This is a genomic window from Ammoniphilus sp. YIM 78166 (genome assembly GCF_004522215.1).
Taxonomy (GTDB): domain Bacteria; phylum Bacillota; class Bacilli; order Aneurinibacillales; family RAOX-1; genus YIM-78166.
The window spans coordinates 1-15,572 of record NZ_SDLR01000022.1; the positions used below are offsets into that span (position 1 = coordinate 1).

Sequence of the window (15,572 nt, forward strand, 5' to 3'; positions counted from 1 at the left end):
ATGGGCGGCATGATGTAGTCAGCCCAGAAATCCCTTGATATATAGGGGTTTTTGAAATCAAAATGTTGGTTTGACCACATTTTGACCACAATGAGGAATAAAAAAATTAGAGGCTTCTCATGAGTTCACCGAACTTGTGGGCGGCCTCTTTTTTCATGGTCTTAGTAACATGGAGATAAACGTTCTTTGTCGTGTCATCATCTTTATGACCTAACCTATCCATAATCTCTTGCAAGCCCACTCCAGCTTCTGCAAGCAACGAAGTATGGGTATGCCTAAGAGAGTGAGGGGTAAGCTCTTCATTTAATCCTGCAAGCTTTAACAGGCGGCTCATGCGGTTTTCAATCGTCTTGATGAACTCTGGATATCCAGGATATCTACTTTCTTTGGCTATGACAAAATCATGGTCATAATAGGTATCCCGGTGCCTCATTCTAATTTTATTTTGTCTGGCCTTGTGGGTTTCTAGTTCCGCCAAGACCACAGGATCAATATCAATAGTACGCTTAGAGTTGACAGTCTTAGGCGGTAGGAGCTTATATTTTTTGGTGTTGTTTGTTGGGTTGTAGTACGTTTTAGTGATGCTTATGGTTCCTTCCTTAAAGTTGATGTCTTTCCACTTCAGAGCACATAATTCTCCAGCTCTCATTCCGGTATAGGATAATAACATGAAGATGGGGTAATCCCGATCCAATCCTTTCTCCCTTGCAGTTCTGAGGAAAATTGCCAACTCTTCTTTCTCCAAGTATTTTTCATCCTCAACTTCCTGTTCGAGTTCCTCGACTGTCTTCTTAGTCTTTGGCACCTTAGCAAATTCAGTCGGATCTGTCTTGATCAGGTCCAACTCAACTGCTTTCTTAAATATCATTCGACCTGTGCTGTGAGCCCCATCGACCGTGTTATCTGCATAGCCCCGATCCTTAAGCCCATTTAATGCTTCCTGGTACATTCTCTTGGTTACGTCTTTTATACGAATGTGAGCAAAGTAATCCAGCAGGCGTTTAATTTCATGTTTCCGTACCCGAATTGTACTTTCTTTGACGTTCTCGGTTTTTTCATAAAGAGATAGCCATTCCTCAGCAAAATCCTTGAACATCATATCCGTTTCATCAATATGGGTACCTGAGGATAATTCATGCTGGAGAGCTGCAGCAGCTGCTTGGGCTTCTTTTTTTGTTTTAAATCCACTACTCGTTTTCTGTTTTCTTTTACCGGTCTTGGGGTCTATACCTATATCAATGGTAAAGGACCACTTATCGCCACGTTTACGAAAATATCCTTTCATGATGTCACCTCCAGATGTTAAAAGGGAAGGGCAGCTTCAGTGTTTACCTTCTTAATTTCACTGCTGCTTCTTTGAAAAAAGTAATGGGCAGTTCCTTTTACTATGATGCTGTCTTTGGTTGTTTTTATCAGGGGTACGTCTCCGGTTCCTCGTAGGTAAATGACGGGCCCATAAGTATCAATTTGCTCGAGCACCCTAAGATAGAAGTCTTCGCCTTCATAAGCTGCAAGCACAATTTCTCCGTTACGATCTGGCCAGGAACATTCTCTAAAAAGGAGTATATCGCCTGGTTCTATCCCGATCTCTTCGAATCCATCATCAGTCACCTCGATTGCGAAACTAAACTCAAACCAAATATCCAAAGGGAATTGATCAACAGGGTCAAGCCCTTCAGCAGATACTGATTCCCAGACTGGCATCCTAATTAACGGCAACATTATGAATAACACCCCTCTATATATAATTTTCTGACGAATCCCTTACCACGGCAGTAAAGATAGACAATATTTGAATCTTGCGGATCGTGCCGCCAGTAATACCCCATGTATTGATACAGGAAACGTTTATACAAAACCTCGTGAAGTTTCTCATCAGCTTCATATACAAAGAGATTATCAAGGTACTCCCTTAGTCTCTTTTTGGCTAGATCTAGATCCACATCAAATATTTCTGCAACGATTCCCACTGCTGCATTCATGTCGTCAGGAAAGTCTAATTGAGCCAATAGATGGGTAGGTACTAATAAGCGTTCAGCAAAATTGTCTGCTTGATGATCCAGGTACTCTTCATATTCCTTTGTTGCTGCCAGCTGGACACCACCATGCCTAAGAGTGTGACCAATTTCATGAGCGAATTGCTTTCGTTGCTCGAAATAATCTGTATCTTTAGCGACGAAGATTTTAGTTTCCCCATTTTTAGTCCTTGTTAAAGAGAAGGACGCAGGAGTGTATTTGAATTTAATGCCTAAGAAACCACATAAAGTTTCTAAGTTAATTCTTTCAGGACGGTCAAAGCCAGCTTGATCTAACAGTAATTTAATAGCGCAATCCACTGATTGAAGTTGATAGTCCTTCATATCCTAAGTTCTCTCTCCTCTAAAATAGAACATTTGTTCTGTTTTTATCTGAAATAAAAAGCCCGATTGGGCTGTGCTATTCATCCTCGTCATCCATCAAGATGTGTTCCCAGTATTTTATGAGCTGGCGCTTTTTCTTGTTAGGAGCCTTATGGAATTGATAAAAGAACATGGATTCATCTTTGCTGAGTTCCTTAGCGATGTTTAACCATTCCTGCTCTTCTTTTGGTGATAGAGGTGGTTCATCACCGTCTTGAGGAGGCGTCGGATCATTGGTTCTTCCCAACAAGTAATCGATGGACACTTCGAATAGGTCTGCAAATTTTTTTAACATCTCGTTATCAGGGCTTCTTTCCCCACGCTCATACATTCCGATGGCACTGCCTGAAACTCCGAGAAAATTGCCAACCTCTTCTTGTTTCCACTTCCGTTTACTTCTCTCAGAACGTATTTTTTTCCCAACGATCGACATGGTGTCACCTCCTATATACAACACAACGTTGTAGATAGAATACCACAAACAACACTGTGTGAGAATTAATAAAACAAATTGTTGTAAAAGTTATTGACATAACACATATTGTTGTTTTAATATGGGAATACAAATAACACAAAGTGTTGTGTGAGGTGAGATAAGTGAATAAACGTAACCGACTAATTGAGCGACGAAAACAACTTGGATTATTACAGAAAGACGTTGCAGAAGCTATCGGTTGTACAACTAGTGCTTACGGGATGTATGAGACTGGTGCAAGAACTCCAGAACTTAATACAGCAAAAGCAATAGCCGATGCACTCCAAACTACCGTTGATGATATTTTTTTTGATGATGAAAACAACAATACGTGCGATTTGGAATCATCAACTGCGTAGTTAGTATCTGCTTTTTTCCAACAAGTAATGAGAGGGGGTCAGCATTTAAATGGGACTTGGTGATTTACCCGAGGTTCTAACCGCTCAACATATTGCCTCTTACCTACATATCTCTCGTCGTAGGGTTTATGAACTCTTTCAAATGAGTGAAGCAGCTGGAGGGATCCGTAACTTCGATGTAGGGAACTCCAAAAGAGTAGATAAGCAGGATTTCATTCGTTGGATGGAATCTCGAAAAGAGGAAAAGGCAAAAAGTGTGGTTAGTTAATCCTATTCAGGAAGGTGATGACCATGAATACACCACCAAAGTTACAAGATTTCACCCCTGGGGAAGTGGTAGAGAAGCTATCACAGGTAGGTAAAGAAGTTCTTGCCGAGGGTTTCCCACCCAGACGAGTGATCGAAGACGAGGAGAAGGCAGCCTATAACCAGGGGTTTCTTGATGCACTATCCTTAGCGATTTATTACATTAACCAATTAGACTAGGAGACATTGTATGAACCTATACCAACTGCAGCACATTCAGATTATCGTTCAAGAGCATCTGAGGAAATTGCAAAATGAGTTTCAACCTATCAAGCACTTTCCGGATTCATCACCCTATTTCGTAACTACCAATGCGATCCGAAGGACTGAGGAAGCTCTGAGAGCAGTGAATAAAGCAATAGATGAATATCGTCAGAAGGAAGCGAGGTGAATGCATGTTTACGAGAGATGAACGCATTGAAAAGGTTAAGGGGTGGTTAGACGAATATAAAGCCAAGCACAAGGGTGATTGGAATTTTGATGCTTACCCATTTGTGCTAGGAATAATGGAAAGCATCCTTACGAGTGACTCAAGGCTCTACAAATCTCCTAAGCAAAAACTTAATGAGGCTGTCTGGGTCCTGGAAGGATTCGAGCAATGGAAAGAAGAGCAAAGACAATCTTAACTACTCACAAAAGTGAGTAGCAATTTTTTACCCAAAGTTTGTCGATTCCTTCCGTCGAAAGTGCTGTGTTCGGGGAGATTTGGTCGAAAGGCAAACACTAGATTAAGAGATTGCGAGAGGGGAAACAACATGAAGTCAATGAGTAAAACGCAGTTGATGGCACATACCCGTTGCCTAGAAGATGAAATGGTTAAGCTACAGTCAGAAATCAATTGGAATTGGGATACCATTCGAAAGGCTCAAACTGCTGAGGATAACATAGCGAACCTGGAGCAGAAGTTATTTCAAATTAAAAGTGAGCATCGAAAATGCATGCTCCAGCTGGTAAGCGGAATACAGGGATGATGCTGCGAGTACTCTGTTTACTGGTTGCGACTTTATCAGGGATTGCTTGGGCAAATGGTTTTGTATTAGACGGTTTCTTAGGTTTAGCAATTACAACGATTTTCACATTAGCTGAAAAAACAAATTTGGAGGGGTAAAACATGAATTGGAATCAAAAATTAGCGGAAGTATTGAAAGCAACACAGGAGCAAGAAATGGAGGCTTTGGCAGCACGTGACCCTAAAGCTGCGCTAGATTATGAGACTAGATTAGTAGATTACGAGGGGTACATAAATGAAGAAGCCGCTGCTATCGGTCAATAGCAACGGCCATCCCTTACAACTCAACATCAGACAAGTTAAGTATAACAAACGGTAAAATCCAAAGCAATTTGGTTTTACCTCAAGGGCCATGAGAGAAGGTTTTTCCTCCACTCCTTCCTTCGATGACCATGGCTCTTGAGGTGGCACCAATAGGGCACCAAGAATGTGAGGTGATACATATGAAAAAAGCAGATCGAGAAGAGGCTATCCAGCAGATGATTAGCCTGGCTATGCAAAATCCTACGCTTGAACAATTTGGTGAAGGATGCTTTGACATCCTGAAGAAATTCGGAGCCTTCAAAGCCCTAGAGAAGATTGGTTGCAAAGTGGACATTGTCCCGACAAGTTATTTACCAATTGAAACGGAAAAGGCCCCGGTGGCACCCGGAGCCCTAGCGGAGGTGTAATAACCTCTCCCAAAATTACTTAACCCTAGTATACACGATCTTTGACAATCAAATACAGAAAGTGGTGTGAATATGCAAGTTTTTTTCAAAAGGATGACCCTGGAGAACTTCAAAGACCATCAGTATGCGGAGTTTGATTTCGGTGACATGACTACTTTCTCAGGGCAGAACGGAGCTGGGAAGACATCCATCGGGGAAGCAGTCACTTGGCTGTTCTATGGAATCGACTTGAGTGCTTCCAGTAAATTTGATCCTACTCCTACTACTCGGGAGGCTGAAATCGTATCGGCTGAGCTTCTTCTTTCAGCTGATGGGCAGGATCTACTCCTCAAAAGGGAGCTAGCCAAGATGAAAGCCAAGTACTATATCAATGAAGTGCCTGAATCAGCTACTAAGTTCAAGGATCTGGTTGAGGAGATCTTCAAGAGTAAAGAGCTTTTCCTTTCCATCTTCAACCCAACCTTCTTCTGCTCTCAGAAGTGGGAGGATCAGCGGAAGCAGCTTCTCCAGTACGTAACAGAGCCAACCAATGCTGAAGTCCTTGCAACCATGACAAAGGTTGATCAAACCGTTCTGGAGCCCTTACTCAAGAAGCATAGCCTAGATGATCTCGAGAAGATTCATCGAGACACCTATAACAAAAAGGATAAGGAGCTCATTGCCTCCCAGGCTCGGGTGAAGACCCTTCAAGAGCAGCTGGACGAAGCGGAGAAGAAAAGCGCAGGTCTTAATCTGGAGGAAATCATTCAAGAGATCAAGAAGAAGCGAGCGGTGATCCAGAACTACCAGACACTCATGGATGAACATACCCGGGCGATTAAGCAAAAGGATTTCTTGCTCCATGATTACGATACTCGGACTGAACGTTTCAAAGCTGACCTGGAAGTCTACAACAAACTTAAGCTTGAGCAGATAGACACTACATGCAATCACTGTGGGAACCCTTTGAATGATGAGCAGCGGCTGGAGTTGATAGGCAAGCACGAGCAAGATCTCATCGATAGAAAAAATCGATTGCTCGAGCAAAAGGCAAAGAACCTGGCCATCAAAGAACAGCATGACACCTTTGTTGTTCCTCCAGCTCCACAGAATCCAGCTGAAGTATCAGAAGAGATTAACCGGCTTATCGAACAGCAGTCCTTAGCAGAGAGCAAGTTCAAGCTCTTCGATCAATGGGAGAAAGCGAAGGCAGATGCTGAGACGGTCCGGAAGGAACGAAATATCTCTCTAGGAATTACAGACTCGATTAAGATCTTCCGAGCTAAGCGCGCTGAGTTAATGGCTGCCAAGCTGAAAGAAGTATTCTCTACCTTGGACATTAGATTGACCACCATGCAGAAGAACGGTGAAGAGAAAATCGACTTTGTGGTTGAGCGTGGTGGGGTAGCTTACCGGGATCTATCCAAAGCGGAGCAGATCCGCGCTGGCTTAGAGATATCAGAGGTGTTCATGAGACAGGCTGATTTGGTTCTTCCGGTATTCGTGGACAATAGCGAGTCCATTGACGACAGAGGATTTACTCAGCCATTAGGACAGCTGATCCTAGCCAGGGTGGCTAATACACCGTTTGAAATAACAGCAAAATCATTTGAGAGAGTGAGTGAAGGTAATGAGTAATCTACCAACTACAAGCATAGCAGGTCAAGCTGTCACCATGTTTAACGAAAAGCAGTTGGCTACCTTGAAAGCGACGATCGCCAAGGATGCCACAAATGAAGAGTTCCAAATGTTTGTAGAGGTCTGTAATCACGCTCAGCTTAATCCGTTCACCAATCAGATTTACTTTATCAAGATGGGTGGTAAACCAACGATTCAGATCAGCGCTGAAGGGGTTCAAGCGATCGCCAGAAGACGCGAAGACTTTGATGGTATCGTTGCCGCGGTAGTAAAAGAGAATGATGAATTTGAGGCTGATATTGCGGAGGGGACTGTCGTTCATAAGGTTAAGAGTATGGTCCGTGGACAGACTGTTGGTTCCTACTGTATTGCTAAGAGAAAAGGATTCCCCAATGTCTTGGTTCTCATTACCTCAGATCAAGTGGAAAACTACAAGACTGGCTTTAACAAAGCAATGTGGACGAATAACTTCGAGGATATGATTCAAAAGCATGCTATCAAGCGGGCTTGCAAACTTCAGTTTGGAATTGAGTTAGAGCTGGATGACGAGGGATCTCCTCAACAAGGAGCTTTAGATAAGGTTGGGTCCTATAGCGAACGTCAAAGGGTTGATATGGGTGACATTACTCCTCAGCCTCAAGTCATCGTCACAGGCGCAGATAGTAGCGTTGATAAGACTGAAGAGATGGAACGTCAATGGGCCAAGATAAAAGGTCAAACGGACCTGCTTGGATGGAAGAAAAGTGATGTAACGAATTTCATCAAGGAGAAGGTCCCAGGAAAAAAGGTTGATGAGCTTACTCTTCAGGATTTAGTAGGGTTGTCCAAATTGCTAGAATTTGAGACTAAGAAGTTAGAAGAGCAACAACCAACTGGAGACCTAACAAAAGATGCTGACAGCATTTATGATGCGATCTAATTCCGCTACATAATGTCTGAGCTAGGCCCCGGAGCCGATCCGGCTAAACCCTATCCCTAAAAGGAGGGTGGTGAGGTGGCAAACCCACAAATAGAGAATGGTTTTATCAAGATATCGAACGAAATATGGGATGAAGTTATCCGCAGGGACTTTTCAAAACGACAGACAGCGATCCTTAATCTTATCCTTCGCCTTTCCTATGGCTGTCAGAGTAAATACGCATATATTCCGCAGTTAAAGGATTTTGAACTATGTGGAGTAGGTAGGACTCACATTAGAACTGAGTTGGTGTTTTTAGAACAGTGCAAAGTCATTTTTTGGAACAAAGAGGAGATGACTTTTACCTTCAATAAGGACTATGAGGTCTGGCAAGTTAGTCCAGTTAAAGGGTGGAATGAGGAAGAATTCAAGAGTCTGATTCACAAAAATATCGGTAAAAAGAGTTACCAAAACAGTAACTTTCCAGTTACCAAAACAGTAACTTTAACAGACGAAAGTTACCAAAAAGGTAACTCTACAGTTACCAAAAAGGTAATTCATGAGTTACCAAAAAGGGAACTCGAGGGTCCCGTAAACCCTTGCGGCTCTAAGGCTCAAGAGGGGTCTAAATACATTATTAAAAACAATATTAAATATAAAGAAGAAGAGGAAAATCACAATCCATTTGTCTTTTACGAAACGAATGGATTTGGGACCTTATCGCCATATATCGCAGATGAAATAAATTACTGGTTTGACGGTAACTTTTTCGATGAGCCTGAAATAATTATCATCCGAGCAATGAAAGAGGCGTTACTCAGAAACTCAAGAAGATGGAAGTATGTTGATTCGATTCTTCGAGATTGGAACAACGCAGCCTTAAAAAACTTAAGCGATGTTGAAGCTCATATCCAAGCGTTTGAAGCAAGAAAGCAACAAAAACCCAGCTACACTCCACGAAATAACATATCAGCTTTGGATGAACTAAAGAAAAAATATCAGGGTGAGTGAGATGACTAAAAATCAAGTGTTAAAACTATTTTCCCTAATGGCTAATGCTTATCCTAATTTCAAAGTTTCAGAGGACAAGTTAGAAGATTGGACGGACATCCTAGAGCATCAGGATTATGAAAAAGTGAGAGCAAACCTTAAGAGACATATCCAGAATGAAAGATTTATCCCTACACCTTCAGAAATCATGGATCATGCGCCAAAAGAGGAAGAAAGTTTTCTTACGAAGATCGACGAATGGAGAAAGAATGCAGCTACCCCTGAGGTTGCTCAGAAGGCCCTCGAGGAGATAAGAGAGATGCTAAATGGTTGAAATTAATCCTGTTACAAACATACCTGCTGAGCAGTACCTCCTTGGCTGCCTTTTAAAACAAGGGGAACTAATCAAAGAGGTCAACCTAACGCAAGAACAGCTTCACAGACCGGCACACAAAACGATCTTTGAAGCGATGAAGACGATCGATGAGCGAGGGGAATTAGTCGATCTTGGTACGGTAGCTCTGGAACTCATGGATAAGGACATTGGAGAAATTACCTACCTGACAGATCTAGAACAGTCCATCCCATCGATTGAACCTTGGAGGACTTACGAGAATGCGGTCATTGAAGCCTGGAAGCTCAGAAGGACACAGAAAATCGCCTACGAGATGTTGAAAATGGCGGAGATGGATAAAGACCTATCCGTTATCACTCGAGGAATTACGGCTCTTACCAAAATAGACGAGGTAGGCCAGAAAAGGAAATTCGATCTTAAAGAGCTCCTTATGAGGATTTATGAAAAAGCCAACCAGGATCGAGGGGACTTGACGGGGATACATACTGGATATCACGACCTCAACGAAATGACCGGAGGAATTCAAAATCAAGATCTGATTATCTTGGCAGCCAGACCATCAATGGGGAAAACAGCCTTTGTTCTTAATCTAGCCAGTAACGTTGCAGATTGCGGGACCATGGTTGATATTTTCTCCTTAGAAATGCCAGAGGAGAGCTTGATGAATCGAATGATCTGCTCAGTAGGTAACATCGAGTCCAGCAAAATGAGAAATCCAAACAAGATGTTCTCAGATGATGATTGGCGAAAATTCACCTATGCGATGAGTGTTATCAATCGATTTCCACTGGAGATCAATGATGATCCTAGAATGACCATCCAAAAGATGAGAAGCCAATTGATACCGAAAAGAAAGCAACATCCAGACCTGCCCATGCTAGTCATTGTAGATTACCTTCAGTTGATGGAAGGAGACGGGAATGGACAGAATCGGGTGCAAGAAATCGGTGAGATTTCCAGAGGGTTAAAGATACTGGCCCGGGATTTAAACTGCCCTATCATTGCTCTTTCCCAGCTTAGCAGAGCGGTGGAACAGCGCCAGGATAAAAGACCAATGCTTTCAGATTTGCGGGAATCTGGTCAGATTGAACAGGATGCGGACTTGATAGCCTTCCTTTACCGAGATGAGTATTACAACAAAGATACGGAAGAAAAGAACATTACTGAGCTTATCGTCGGCAAACACCGCAATGGCCCGACTGGAACTATTAAGTTAGCATTTCTTAAAGAGTTTAATAAATTCGTAAACCTGACAAAGACAGGTGACTAGGATGGATGAAGAAGCAAGGATAAAAAAGGAATTAGCGGATGTGATTGTTCGTTCCTTGATGATTGGATTACAAAACGGCCATATCACGAAAGCGGAATATGTGTCCTACATGAAAGAGGTCAAGGATATGCAAAATGATTCGCCAGAGGAGATCCGGCAGCTGGTGGAACTTAGCGCGGAGGAGAGGAGGAAAAAGAGTGGTTATCCATCCTGAAAAACATCACTGCAAACATCGAAGGAAGATGATCTATACAGCGCTTGAAGACATGGACTTTGTATGGGATGAGAAGGACGTCCTAATGGTTGATGATATGTGGAATACAGGGATTCCTATTCATCTTATCGCTCAAAACTTTGACCGGGATCCTGACGAACTGGTTGTGCTCATCTTAGACCGCTGCAGGAAAGGATTTATTGATCCGCGGCCAGGTGGCATGTGGGGAAGGGGAAGTCAATGAACTATGTGGGATTGGATCTGTCCACCAAGACAGGTTTTGTAAGACTAGCACCAGATGGCGAGGTATTAGCCAAGGAAGAGATTTGCTATCCGTGTGATACGCCTGAAAGTATGTTCCAGATGATGAAACAAGTCATCCAAAGGATTGACCCGGTTAACGACCAGGTAGCTATTGAGGATTTTGGTTTTGGTTCTCAAAGAGGTTTTCAGCTTGGTGGCATTGGGTGGCTTATCCGCTGCGGTTTGTGGCGAAAGGGAATCCATTTCTACTTAGTCGCCCCGACAGCCCTTAAAAAGTTTACGGGAGCAGCGGGAAACGCCAAGAAAGAGATGATTGCTGTTGAGGTGTACAAGCGGTGGGGGTTTCAAAGTAGGTCTAATAACATCACTGATGCTTATGTACTTGCCCAGATCGCTCGGTACCAACATGAACCGGTAGAACGAATTAAGTCTCAGGACGAGGTTCTTAAAAAAATAAATAAAAATTAACCCATTGGAGGAATGAAAGATGAGTATTGTGGAGTCCACTTTTGAAGCAACTGTAGCAGATGTGAAAAACGGTAAGACCAAGTTGGTGATCAAGTTTGATGCTGAAGAAATTGAGCGTGAAGAGCTCGCTAACCTGAATGACATGATTGGAACCAATGTGGAAGTCACCGTGAAGGCCAGAGCTATCATCGTCAAGGATGAGGATAAGGGCAAGGAATATACCCTTAATAGCCGTGGTGAAGTTGAAGTACCTGCTGGACAAACCAACATTGATGACTACCTTGAAGGTGATGAGTCAGAAGAAGAACCACTTGAAGAAGTCATGGACGAAGAGTTGCAGGAGGAAGAACATCAAATCGATGAGGAACAAGAGGAACCCTCTACTGAAGCCGACGATGACCTATACAGCGCTATTTAATAGAGTACTAGTCCTCTCCCTTACCTGGGAGGGGATTTCCTAAAGGAGGATGCTAATGAGCACAAATATACCAAAAAGCCACTTGGGCCCTGTTCGTTTTCCTAAGCATGACACGATTCCCCATGGAGAAGTGGTCGTATCTCAATTACCGCTGGATGAGGTCAGAGTGAAATATGGGGTGCCACCCGGGGAAATATTTACTCTCGAAAAATATCAGGAATTCAAGAAAAAAGGCATGACATACCGAGATATGGCTGAAGAGATGAATCTTTCCTACGAAGCAATATCTTATCTAGCTAGCAAGTACCTAAAGATGGTGAAAGGGGCTTCCAAGTGAATTGCAAAGAGTGCAACGGCAGCGGGGTATTGGTGCCAGGCGGCATTGATAAGCATGCAGTAGAGTGTCCTCACTGTGAGGGAGAAGGAAGGGAGCAAGAAGATGAGACAAGTTCTTGAGTGGTTTGCTGAAGAGATGGAAAAGAAGCTGCAAGAAAATGACCATAAAGCTCATTGGTCTGAAGCAGATGGAGATTATCTAATTAGTCGAATGGAACAGGAAATGGATGAGCTCATGAAGGCGATGATTGATGTTCAGTTCGGGAATGGGGACCCGATTCAAGTAATAAAAGAAGCAGCTGACGTGGCCAACTTCGCAATGATGATAGCAGACAACATGAGGGAAGACCAGCCTAAGGACCGGGGGTGCTCGGGTGTATCTAAATAGAGCTACAAAAGAACGGATGGTGTCACTACTCATTCTTGAAGTTATATGCCATGAATTTATTCAGCAGGAAAGCAAATTTAAAGAGATCTTCGGTCCAGAAGGTTGGAAGTATTTTAAGACGTCCAAATCCTTTATGAAAAAGGCGCTAGTCGAGCTATCCAAATCTCTTGGGGAAGAGGAAGCGACGAAGCTTCATAATCTAGCCAGGCAATCTCAGTTTGTTGCAGTAAGTCATTTTGCTCCGGATAAGAATATGCCCTCTACCATTGGAGTAGATGTACATGCTCTCTATGATATGGCATCCCTGGCGATAGGGAACCACTGCACCGATTGTACCAAAAAGAAATTTAAGCAGTGCGAAGTTTTTCAGACCATGCAGCAAGCGGAGGTACCCGCTGCTTCCAATGCTAAAGACAAGGATTGCCCTTATCGCCAGTGAGCTTATCCGTTCGAGTGACCTACAAAACGGCTGAGAACAGCCTTGGCCAATCTCGCCTCTGGTTCGCCACCAGCACGAAGCAAGACCTTCGAGAGACCTTTCATAGGCAACGGATCCGGCCGGAAAATGTGATCCTGTTTGAAAAGAAAGTAGATGGAGTGTACCAGAACGTACCGCTTGAGAAATTGAGAGGAATATTAGAGGAACAGTAAAGGGATGAGAAAATGGAAATGGCAGTGATTTTACTCCTGGGTATTTGGGTTATGGTATCTGGTGTTATCATGGCTCATTTATGGGACAGGATCGATAAACTTGAAAGATGAGAAAGTGACATAAAAAAAGCCCCCTCGCTATGAGCGAAAGGACTGTAAACTCTCTGATTAGTCCATTCTATCATAAAGCGAGGGGAGATAACATAGTGGAACAGCTAGTCATGTTCGAGGAAATTCCAAAAGAAGAATGGTATAGCAAGACGGTTACCGAGCTGAAGAAGTATCCAGCCATGAAGTTGGCCGTCGACGCTGCCGATCTCCAGGATGACCAAGAGCACCTTGAAAAGAAAAGAAAAAAGGTTAAGCTGATCGAGTTAGCTCTATCTCCTCTTACACCCGAAGAACGTCAGATTATTGAGTTGAGCTATTTCACAAGGCATAAGCAAAAAGACGTATATATCCAGAGACAAGTAGGAATGGCCCACAGTTGCTTCTACGATACCAAAGATGAAGTGATGAGGCATATCGCTACAGTATTGAATATACTGTAGCTTTTTTTAAATTTTACATAATAGTGGTAGAGAACAAGAGATTTATCGCATATAGTGTATTAGATGTACAAAAACTGTCAAAAATAACATTTGTCTAATCTTAAATAAATGGTTAAGATAAGTTCAAGAAAGGGGGAATGTATTCATGGGTCAAGTGTCTAGTCCTACATTTCTATATGATCGACTTCGTGAAAGTCGGACTGAATTGAATCTTAGTCGTGAATATGTTTCCAATTTGATGTCCTTCTCCCTTTCTGAACTCGTAGATATTGAGTCAGGAAAGTTAATTCCAGAGGAACATCAAGTTGCAAAAATGGCTGAGATATATGGTTGTCCTCTTAAGTATTTTTACGCTGATACTGAAGAGAAAACCAGTTCCTTTGTGTTAACTCGCAGAGCTAATGAGCTGTCTGACTTCGACAAGCAACAGGTCGAGGATTTCCTGGCATTCCAAAAGTTGTTTTCAAATGAAATGGAACGTTGAGTAACGAACTTCTAGTACGCCTCAGGAAAATCAGTTATAGATGCGACGCCAGGGAGCTTGCTGAAAAAGTCCATGAGGTATACTTTGCCGATACAGATCCAACATTTCCTATAGATATCTTTAAAATGCTCAAGGATTTTGGTCTGCAGTATAGATTTATGCAATTAGAAAACCTTGAAGGAATGTATTCCTCTGACAGAAAAGGATACGTTCCTTTTGTTGCGATTAACAGTAATAGACGCTATGGTCGTCAAAGGTTTACTGCGGCTCATGAATTATGTCATCATCTCCGGGATTATGACGTAGATGACGCTAGTGTAAGTCCCATCAATAGCAAAGACCCTAAGGAAGCAACGGCAAATAAGTTTGCTGCAGAGTTGCTTATGCCACGGAAATATTTTATTCAAGAAGCAGAGCGTTTTTTGGATCAAAAAGGGTTCGTTCCTCCAGAAAACGCTCTGTATCTTTGCAATATATTTGGAACTAGTTTCGAAAGTGTAATCTGGAACTTGCATCACAACAGGCTTTTAGAGTTTGAACCAAGTGATGAGTTTTTTTATGACTTTAAGCCGGAAAGAAGGATGGAAGAGCTTAGTCTCAACACTTTAAGTGGGAACTACCTTCGCAATATTATTGATAGTTACTGTTACATCCCACAAAGTGATATTAGTCCTCTTTGGCTTCGGTTCCAAAACGAGCTGGTATATCATGATAATCGTATAGAAGGTCTTGAAATTGAGCTAAATAAAGTTGCTGAAATTTGTACTGATTTGAGATTATTTCAGCATAAAAGCAGGTATTATACGGATTATAGGGAGAACAAATCAATAGTCGAAACGGTTGGACACAGTTTTGTATACCAGTATCTAGTTAATAATGAGCAAATGCCTGATCGCTACTTAATAAGAGAATTGCATAGAAACCTGTTTCAGCTAGCTCCAAACCAAGATGTTATTGGTGAGTTTAGAAAAAGCGATAATGAAATTACCGGATCTCATATTCTTACCGTTCATCATTCTCTTGTCGACCAAGAAATGTATTTGCTGGATAAAGACATAGAAGCGCTGTATAAAGAAATGGGACATCTCCCTTTCTCTCACGTTCTTGAAAGGGCAACGATCATTCACCATACTATGACCAAAATCCATCCATTCAATGATGGTAATGGTAGGTTATCTAGAGCTTTATTAAACACGATATTGAAGGCTAAAGGGCTTCCTCCAATATTTATCCAAAGTGATTCAAAACCTAGATACCTAGAGGCGCTATTCAAAGCGGATGGATGGGTTTTTACAGATCTGATTGAGTTTTTCTTAGAGAGGCTACTTTCTAGTATGATTTATTTAAACAGTAAAGCTAGTTTAATAGCACCAGTAAAGGGATTTAGAGATCAGTTTGCATAAAAACTGATCTTATTTATTAGCGAGCAGATATGCTCGTTTTTTTTTT

At 42.2% G+C, this 15,572-nt stretch carries 29 protein-coding genes; 25 read left to right on the forward strand and 4 right to left on the reverse strand.

All coding sequences use genetic code 11. From position 1 onward, the window contains the following. Positions 1–106 precede the first annotated feature (106 nt). The 4 genes from EIZ58_RS32150 to EIZ58_RS32165 all read right to left on the reverse strand — a co-directional run bounded on the left by EIZ58_RS32150 (position 107) and on the right by EIZ58_RS32165 (position 2,832). The gene (locus EIZ58_RS32150; protein ID WP_134705131.1) at positions 107–1,285 is read right to left on the reverse strand and encodes a site-specific integrase; all 1,179 of its coding nucleotides are present in this window, start codon (positions 1,283–1,285) and stop codon (positions 107–109) included. 17 nt (positions 1,286–1,302) lie between these two features. Next, positions 1,303–1,704: a S24 family peptidase gene (locus EIZ58_RS32155; RefSeq protein WP_167578105.1), complete on the reverse strand. Its 402-nt coding sequence runs from the start codon at positions 1,702–1,704 to the stop codon at positions 1,303–1,305. A gap of 17 nt (positions 1,705–1,721) precedes the next feature. Further along, positions 1,722–2,360: an ImmA/IrrE family metallo-endopeptidase gene (locus EIZ58_RS32160; protein ID WP_134705133.1), complete on the reverse strand. Its 639-nt coding sequence runs from the start codon at positions 2,358–2,360 to the stop codon at positions 1,722–1,724. A 76-nt stretch (positions 2,361–2,436) separates the two neighbouring features. Next, on the reverse strand, positions 2,437–2,832 hold the full coding sequence (locus EIZ58_RS32165) for a helix-turn-helix domain-containing protein (RefSeq protein ID WP_134705134.1): 396 nt from the start codon (positions 2,830–2,832) through the stop codon (positions 2,437–2,439). 164 nt (positions 2,833–2,996) lie between these two features. Between EIZ58_RS32165 and EIZ58_RS32170 the strand changes: the two genes are divergently transcribed. The 25 genes from EIZ58_RS32170 (at position 2,997) to EIZ58_RS32280 (ending at position 15,526) form a co-directional block, all read left to right on the forward strand. Further along, a complete protein-coding gene (locus EIZ58_RS32170; protein WP_134705135.1) occupies positions 2,997–3,233 on the forward strand; it encodes a helix-turn-helix transcriptional regulator in 237 nt (78 codons plus the stop codon). A 49-nt stretch (positions 3,234–3,282) separates the two neighbouring features. Next, entirely contained in the window at positions 3,283–3,501 is a 219-nt protein-coding gene (locus EIZ58_RS32175) for a helix-turn-helix domain-containing protein (RefSeq protein ID WP_134705136.1), read from the forward strand. A gap of 23 nt (positions 3,502–3,524) precedes the next feature. Continuing rightward, positions 3,525–3,719 carry a hypothetical protein gene (locus tag EIZ58_RS32180; RefSeq protein ID WP_134705137.1) on the forward strand — a complete coding sequence of 65 codons (195 nt, stop codon included), beginning with the start codon at positions 3,525–3,527 and terminating at the stop codon, positions 3,717–3,719. Positions 3,720–3,729: 10 nt separating this feature from the next. Then, positions 3,730–3,930 (forward strand): hypothetical protein, encoded by a 201-nt coding sequence (locus EIZ58_RS32185; RefSeq protein WP_134705138.1) that lies wholly within the window; start codon positions 3,730–3,732, stop codon positions 3,928–3,930. A 4-nt stretch (positions 3,931–3,934) separates the two neighbouring features. Beyond that, positions 3,935–4,165 carry a hypothetical protein gene (locus tag EIZ58_RS32190; protein WP_134705139.1) on the forward strand — a complete coding sequence of 77 codons (231 nt, stop codon included), beginning with the start codon at positions 3,935–3,937 and terminating at the stop codon, positions 4,163–4,165. Positions 4,166–4,294: 129 nt separating this feature from the next. Continuing rightward, positions 4,295–4,510 (forward strand): hypothetical protein, encoded by a 216-nt coding sequence (locus EIZ58_RS32195; protein WP_134705140.1) that lies wholly within the window; start codon positions 4,295–4,297, stop codon positions 4,508–4,510. Between the two features lie 140 nt (positions 4,511–4,650). Then, complete coding sequence (locus EIZ58_RS34075; RefSeq protein ID WP_167578106.1) at positions 4,651–4,812, forward strand: hypothetical protein; 162 nt, start codon at positions 4,651–4,653, stop codon at positions 4,810–4,812. Between the two features lie 179 nt (positions 4,813–4,991). After that, positions 4,992–5,219, forward strand: coding sequence for a hypothetical protein (locus tag EIZ58_RS32200; protein WP_134705141.1), 228 nt, complete (start codon positions 4,992–4,994; stop codon positions 5,217–5,219). A gap of 93 nt (positions 5,220–5,312) precedes the next feature. Next, the gene (locus tag EIZ58_RS32205) at positions 5,313–6,836 is read left to right on the forward strand and encodes an AAA family ATPase (protein WP_167578107.1); all 1,524 of its coding nucleotides are present in this window, start codon (positions 5,313–5,315) and stop codon (positions 6,834–6,836) included. Continuing rightward, positions 6,829–7,755: a RecT family recombinase gene (locus tag EIZ58_RS32210; protein ID WP_134705143.1), complete on the forward strand. Its 927-nt coding sequence runs from the start codon at positions 6,829–6,831 to the stop codon at positions 7,753–7,755. Before EIZ58_RS32205 ends, EIZ58_RS32210 begins: the two co-directional genes overlap by 8 nt. A 75-nt stretch (positions 7,756–7,830) precedes the next feature. Continuing rightward, complete coding sequence (locus EIZ58_RS32215; RefSeq protein WP_134705144.1) at positions 7,831–8,745, forward strand: replication protein; 915 nt, start codon at positions 7,831–7,833, stop codon at positions 8,743–8,745. 1 nt (position 8,746) lies between these two features. Then, positions 8,747–9,058, forward strand: coding sequence for a replicative helicase loader/inhibitor (locus tag EIZ58_RS32220; RefSeq protein ID WP_134705145.1), 312 nt, complete (start codon positions 8,747–8,749; stop codon positions 9,056–9,058). Continuing rightward, the gene (gene dnaB, locus EIZ58_RS32225) at positions 9,051–10,349 is read left to right on the forward strand and encodes a replicative DNA helicase (RefSeq protein ID WP_134705146.1); all 1,299 of its coding nucleotides are present in this window, start codon (positions 9,051–9,053) and stop codon (positions 10,347–10,349) included. Before EIZ58_RS32220 ends, dnaB begins: the two co-directional genes overlap by 8 nt. A gap of 1 nt (position 10,350) precedes the next feature. Next, positions 10,351–10,563, forward strand: coding sequence for a hypothetical protein (locus EIZ58_RS32230; protein WP_134705147.1), 213 nt, complete (start codon positions 10,351–10,353; stop codon positions 10,561–10,563). Further along, positions 10,547–10,807: a helix-turn-helix domain-containing protein gene (locus EIZ58_RS32235; RefSeq protein WP_134705148.1), complete on the forward strand. Its 261-nt coding sequence runs from the start codon at positions 10,547–10,549 to the stop codon at positions 10,805–10,807. Before EIZ58_RS32230 ends, EIZ58_RS32235 begins: the two co-directional genes overlap by 17 nt. Then, a complete protein-coding gene (locus tag EIZ58_RS32240) occupies positions 10,804–11,295 on the forward strand; it encodes a hypothetical protein (protein WP_134705149.1) in 492 nt (163 codons plus the stop codon). Before EIZ58_RS32235 ends, EIZ58_RS32240 begins: the two co-directional genes overlap by 4 nt. A 19-nt stretch (positions 11,296–11,314) precedes the next feature. Continuing rightward, on the forward strand, positions 11,315–11,713 hold the full coding sequence (locus EIZ58_RS32245) for a hypothetical protein (protein ID WP_134705150.1): 399 nt from the start codon (positions 11,315–11,317) through the stop codon (positions 11,711–11,713). A 55-nt stretch (positions 11,714–11,768) separates the two neighbouring features. Next, positions 11,769–12,050 carry a hypothetical protein gene (locus EIZ58_RS32250; RefSeq protein ID WP_134705151.1) on the forward strand — a complete coding sequence of 94 codons (282 nt, stop codon included), beginning with the start codon at positions 11,769–11,771 and terminating at the stop codon, positions 12,048–12,050. Continuing rightward, positions 12,047–12,169 (forward strand): hypothetical protein, encoded by a 123-nt coding sequence (locus EIZ58_RS35010; protein WP_255438501.1) that lies wholly within the window; start codon positions 12,047–12,049, stop codon positions 12,167–12,169. Before EIZ58_RS32250 ends, EIZ58_RS35010 begins: the two co-directional genes overlap by 4 nt. Beyond that, positions 12,153–12,437 (forward strand): hypothetical protein, encoded by a 285-nt coding sequence (locus EIZ58_RS32255; RefSeq protein ID WP_134705152.1) that lies wholly within the window; start codon positions 12,153–12,155, stop codon positions 12,435–12,437. Before EIZ58_RS35010 ends, EIZ58_RS32255 begins: the two co-directional genes overlap by 17 nt. Continuing rightward, positions 12,424–12,876 carry a DUF5651 domain-containing protein gene (locus tag EIZ58_RS32260; RefSeq protein ID WP_134705153.1) on the forward strand — a complete coding sequence of 151 codons (453 nt, stop codon included), beginning with the start codon at positions 12,424–12,426 and terminating at the stop codon, positions 12,874–12,876. Before EIZ58_RS32255 ends, EIZ58_RS32260 begins: the two co-directional genes overlap by 14 nt. Then, positions 12,873–13,088, forward strand: coding sequence for a hypothetical protein (locus tag EIZ58_RS32265; RefSeq protein ID WP_134705154.1), 216 nt, complete (start codon positions 12,873–12,875; stop codon positions 13,086–13,088). Before EIZ58_RS32260 ends, EIZ58_RS32265 begins: the two co-directional genes overlap by 4 nt. A 206-nt stretch (positions 13,089–13,294) precedes the next feature. Beyond that, complete coding sequence (locus EIZ58_RS32270; protein WP_134705155.1) at positions 13,295–13,639, forward strand: ArpU family phage packaging/lysis transcriptional regulator; 345 nt, start codon at positions 13,295–13,297, stop codon at positions 13,637–13,639. Positions 13,640–13,784: 145 nt separating this feature from the next. Beyond that, positions 13,785–14,123: a helix-turn-helix domain-containing protein gene (locus EIZ58_RS32275; RefSeq protein WP_134705156.1), complete on the forward strand. Its 339-nt coding sequence runs from the start codon at positions 13,785–13,787 to the stop codon at positions 14,121–14,123. Further along, on the forward strand, positions 14,120–15,526 hold the full coding sequence (locus EIZ58_RS32280; protein WP_134705157.1) for a Fic family protein: 1,407 nt from the start codon (positions 14,120–14,122) through the stop codon (positions 15,524–15,526). Before EIZ58_RS32275 ends, EIZ58_RS32280 begins: the two co-directional genes overlap by 4 nt. The last annotated feature ends 46 nt before the right edge of the window (positions 15,527–15,572 follow it).

Bases quoted from the DNA above. Each gene is read 5' to 3' on its own strand.
- EIZ58_RS32150 (WP_134705131.1), bottom strand. From the start codon at position 1,285: ATGAAAGGATATTTTCGTAAACGTGGCGATAAGTGGTCCTTTACCATT.
- EIZ58_RS32155 (WP_167578105.1), bottom strand. From the start codon at position 1,704: ATGCCAGTCTGGGAATCAGTATCTGCTGAAGGGCTTGACCCTGTTGAT.
- EIZ58_RS32160 (WP_134705133.1), bottom strand. From the start codon at position 2,360: ATGAAGGACTATCAACTTCAATCAGTGGATTGCGCTATTAAATTACTG.
- EIZ58_RS32165 (WP_134705134.1), bottom strand. From the start codon at position 2,832: ATGTCGATCGTTGGGAAAAAAATACGTTCTGAGAGAAGTAAACGGAAG.
- EIZ58_RS32175 (WP_134705136.1), top strand. From the start codon at position 3,283: ATGGGACTTGGTGATTTACCCGAGGTTCTAACCGCTCAACATATTGCC.
- EIZ58_RS32180 (WP_134705137.1), top strand. From the start codon at position 3,525: ATGAATACACCACCAAAGTTACAAGATTTCACCCCTGGGGAAGTGGTA.
- EIZ58_RS32185 (WP_134705138.1), top strand. From the start codon at position 3,730: ATGAACCTATACCAACTGCAGCACATTCAGATTATCGTTCAAGAGCAT.
- EIZ58_RS32190 (WP_134705139.1), top strand. From the start codon at position 3,935: ATGTTTACGAGAGATGAACGCATTGAAAAGGTTAAGGGGTGGTTAGAC.
- EIZ58_RS32195 (WP_134705140.1), top strand. From the start codon at position 4,295: ATGAAGTCAATGAGTAAAACGCAGTTGATGGCACATACCCGTTGCCTA.
- EIZ58_RS34075 (WP_167578106.1), top strand. From the start codon at position 4,651: ATGAATTGGAATCAAAAATTAGCGGAAGTATTGAAAGCAACACAGGAG.
- EIZ58_RS32200 (WP_134705141.1), top strand. From the start codon at position 4,992: ATGAAAAAAGCAGATCGAGAAGAGGCTATCCAGCAGATGATTAGCCTG.
- EIZ58_RS32205 (WP_167578107.1), top strand. From the start codon at position 5,313: ATGACCCTGGAGAACTTCAAAGACCATCAGTATGCGGAGTTTGATTTC.
- EIZ58_RS32210 (WP_134705143.1), top strand. From the start codon at position 6,829: ATGAGTAATCTACCAACTACAAGCATAGCAGGTCAAGCTGTCACCATG.
- EIZ58_RS32220 (WP_134705145.1), top strand. From the start codon at position 8,747: ATGACTAAAAATCAAGTGTTAAAACTATTTTCCCTAATGGCTAATGCT.
- dnaB (WP_134705146.1), top strand. From the start codon at position 9,051: ATGGTTGAAATTAATCCTGTTACAAACATACCTGCTGAGCAGTACCTC.
- EIZ58_RS32230 (WP_134705147.1), top strand. From the start codon at position 10,351: ATGGATGAAGAAGCAAGGATAAAAAAGGAATTAGCGGATGTGATTGTT.
- EIZ58_RS32240 (WP_134705149.1), top strand. From the start codon at position 10,804: ATGAACTATGTGGGATTGGATCTGTCCACCAAGACAGGTTTTGTAAGA.
- EIZ58_RS32245 (WP_134705150.1), top strand. From the start codon at position 11,315: ATGAGTATTGTGGAGTCCACTTTTGAAGCAACTGTAGCAGATGTGAAA.
- EIZ58_RS32250 (WP_134705151.1), top strand. From the start codon at position 11,769: ATGAGCACAAATATACCAAAAAGCCACTTGGGCCCTGTTCGTTTTCCT.
- EIZ58_RS32255 (WP_134705152.1), top strand. From the start codon at position 12,153: ATGAGACAAGTTCTTGAGTGGTTTGCTGAAGAGATGGAAAAGAAGCTG.
- EIZ58_RS32275 (WP_134705156.1), top strand. From the start codon at position 13,785: ATGGGTCAAGTGTCTAGTCCTACATTTCTATATGATCGACTTCGTGAA.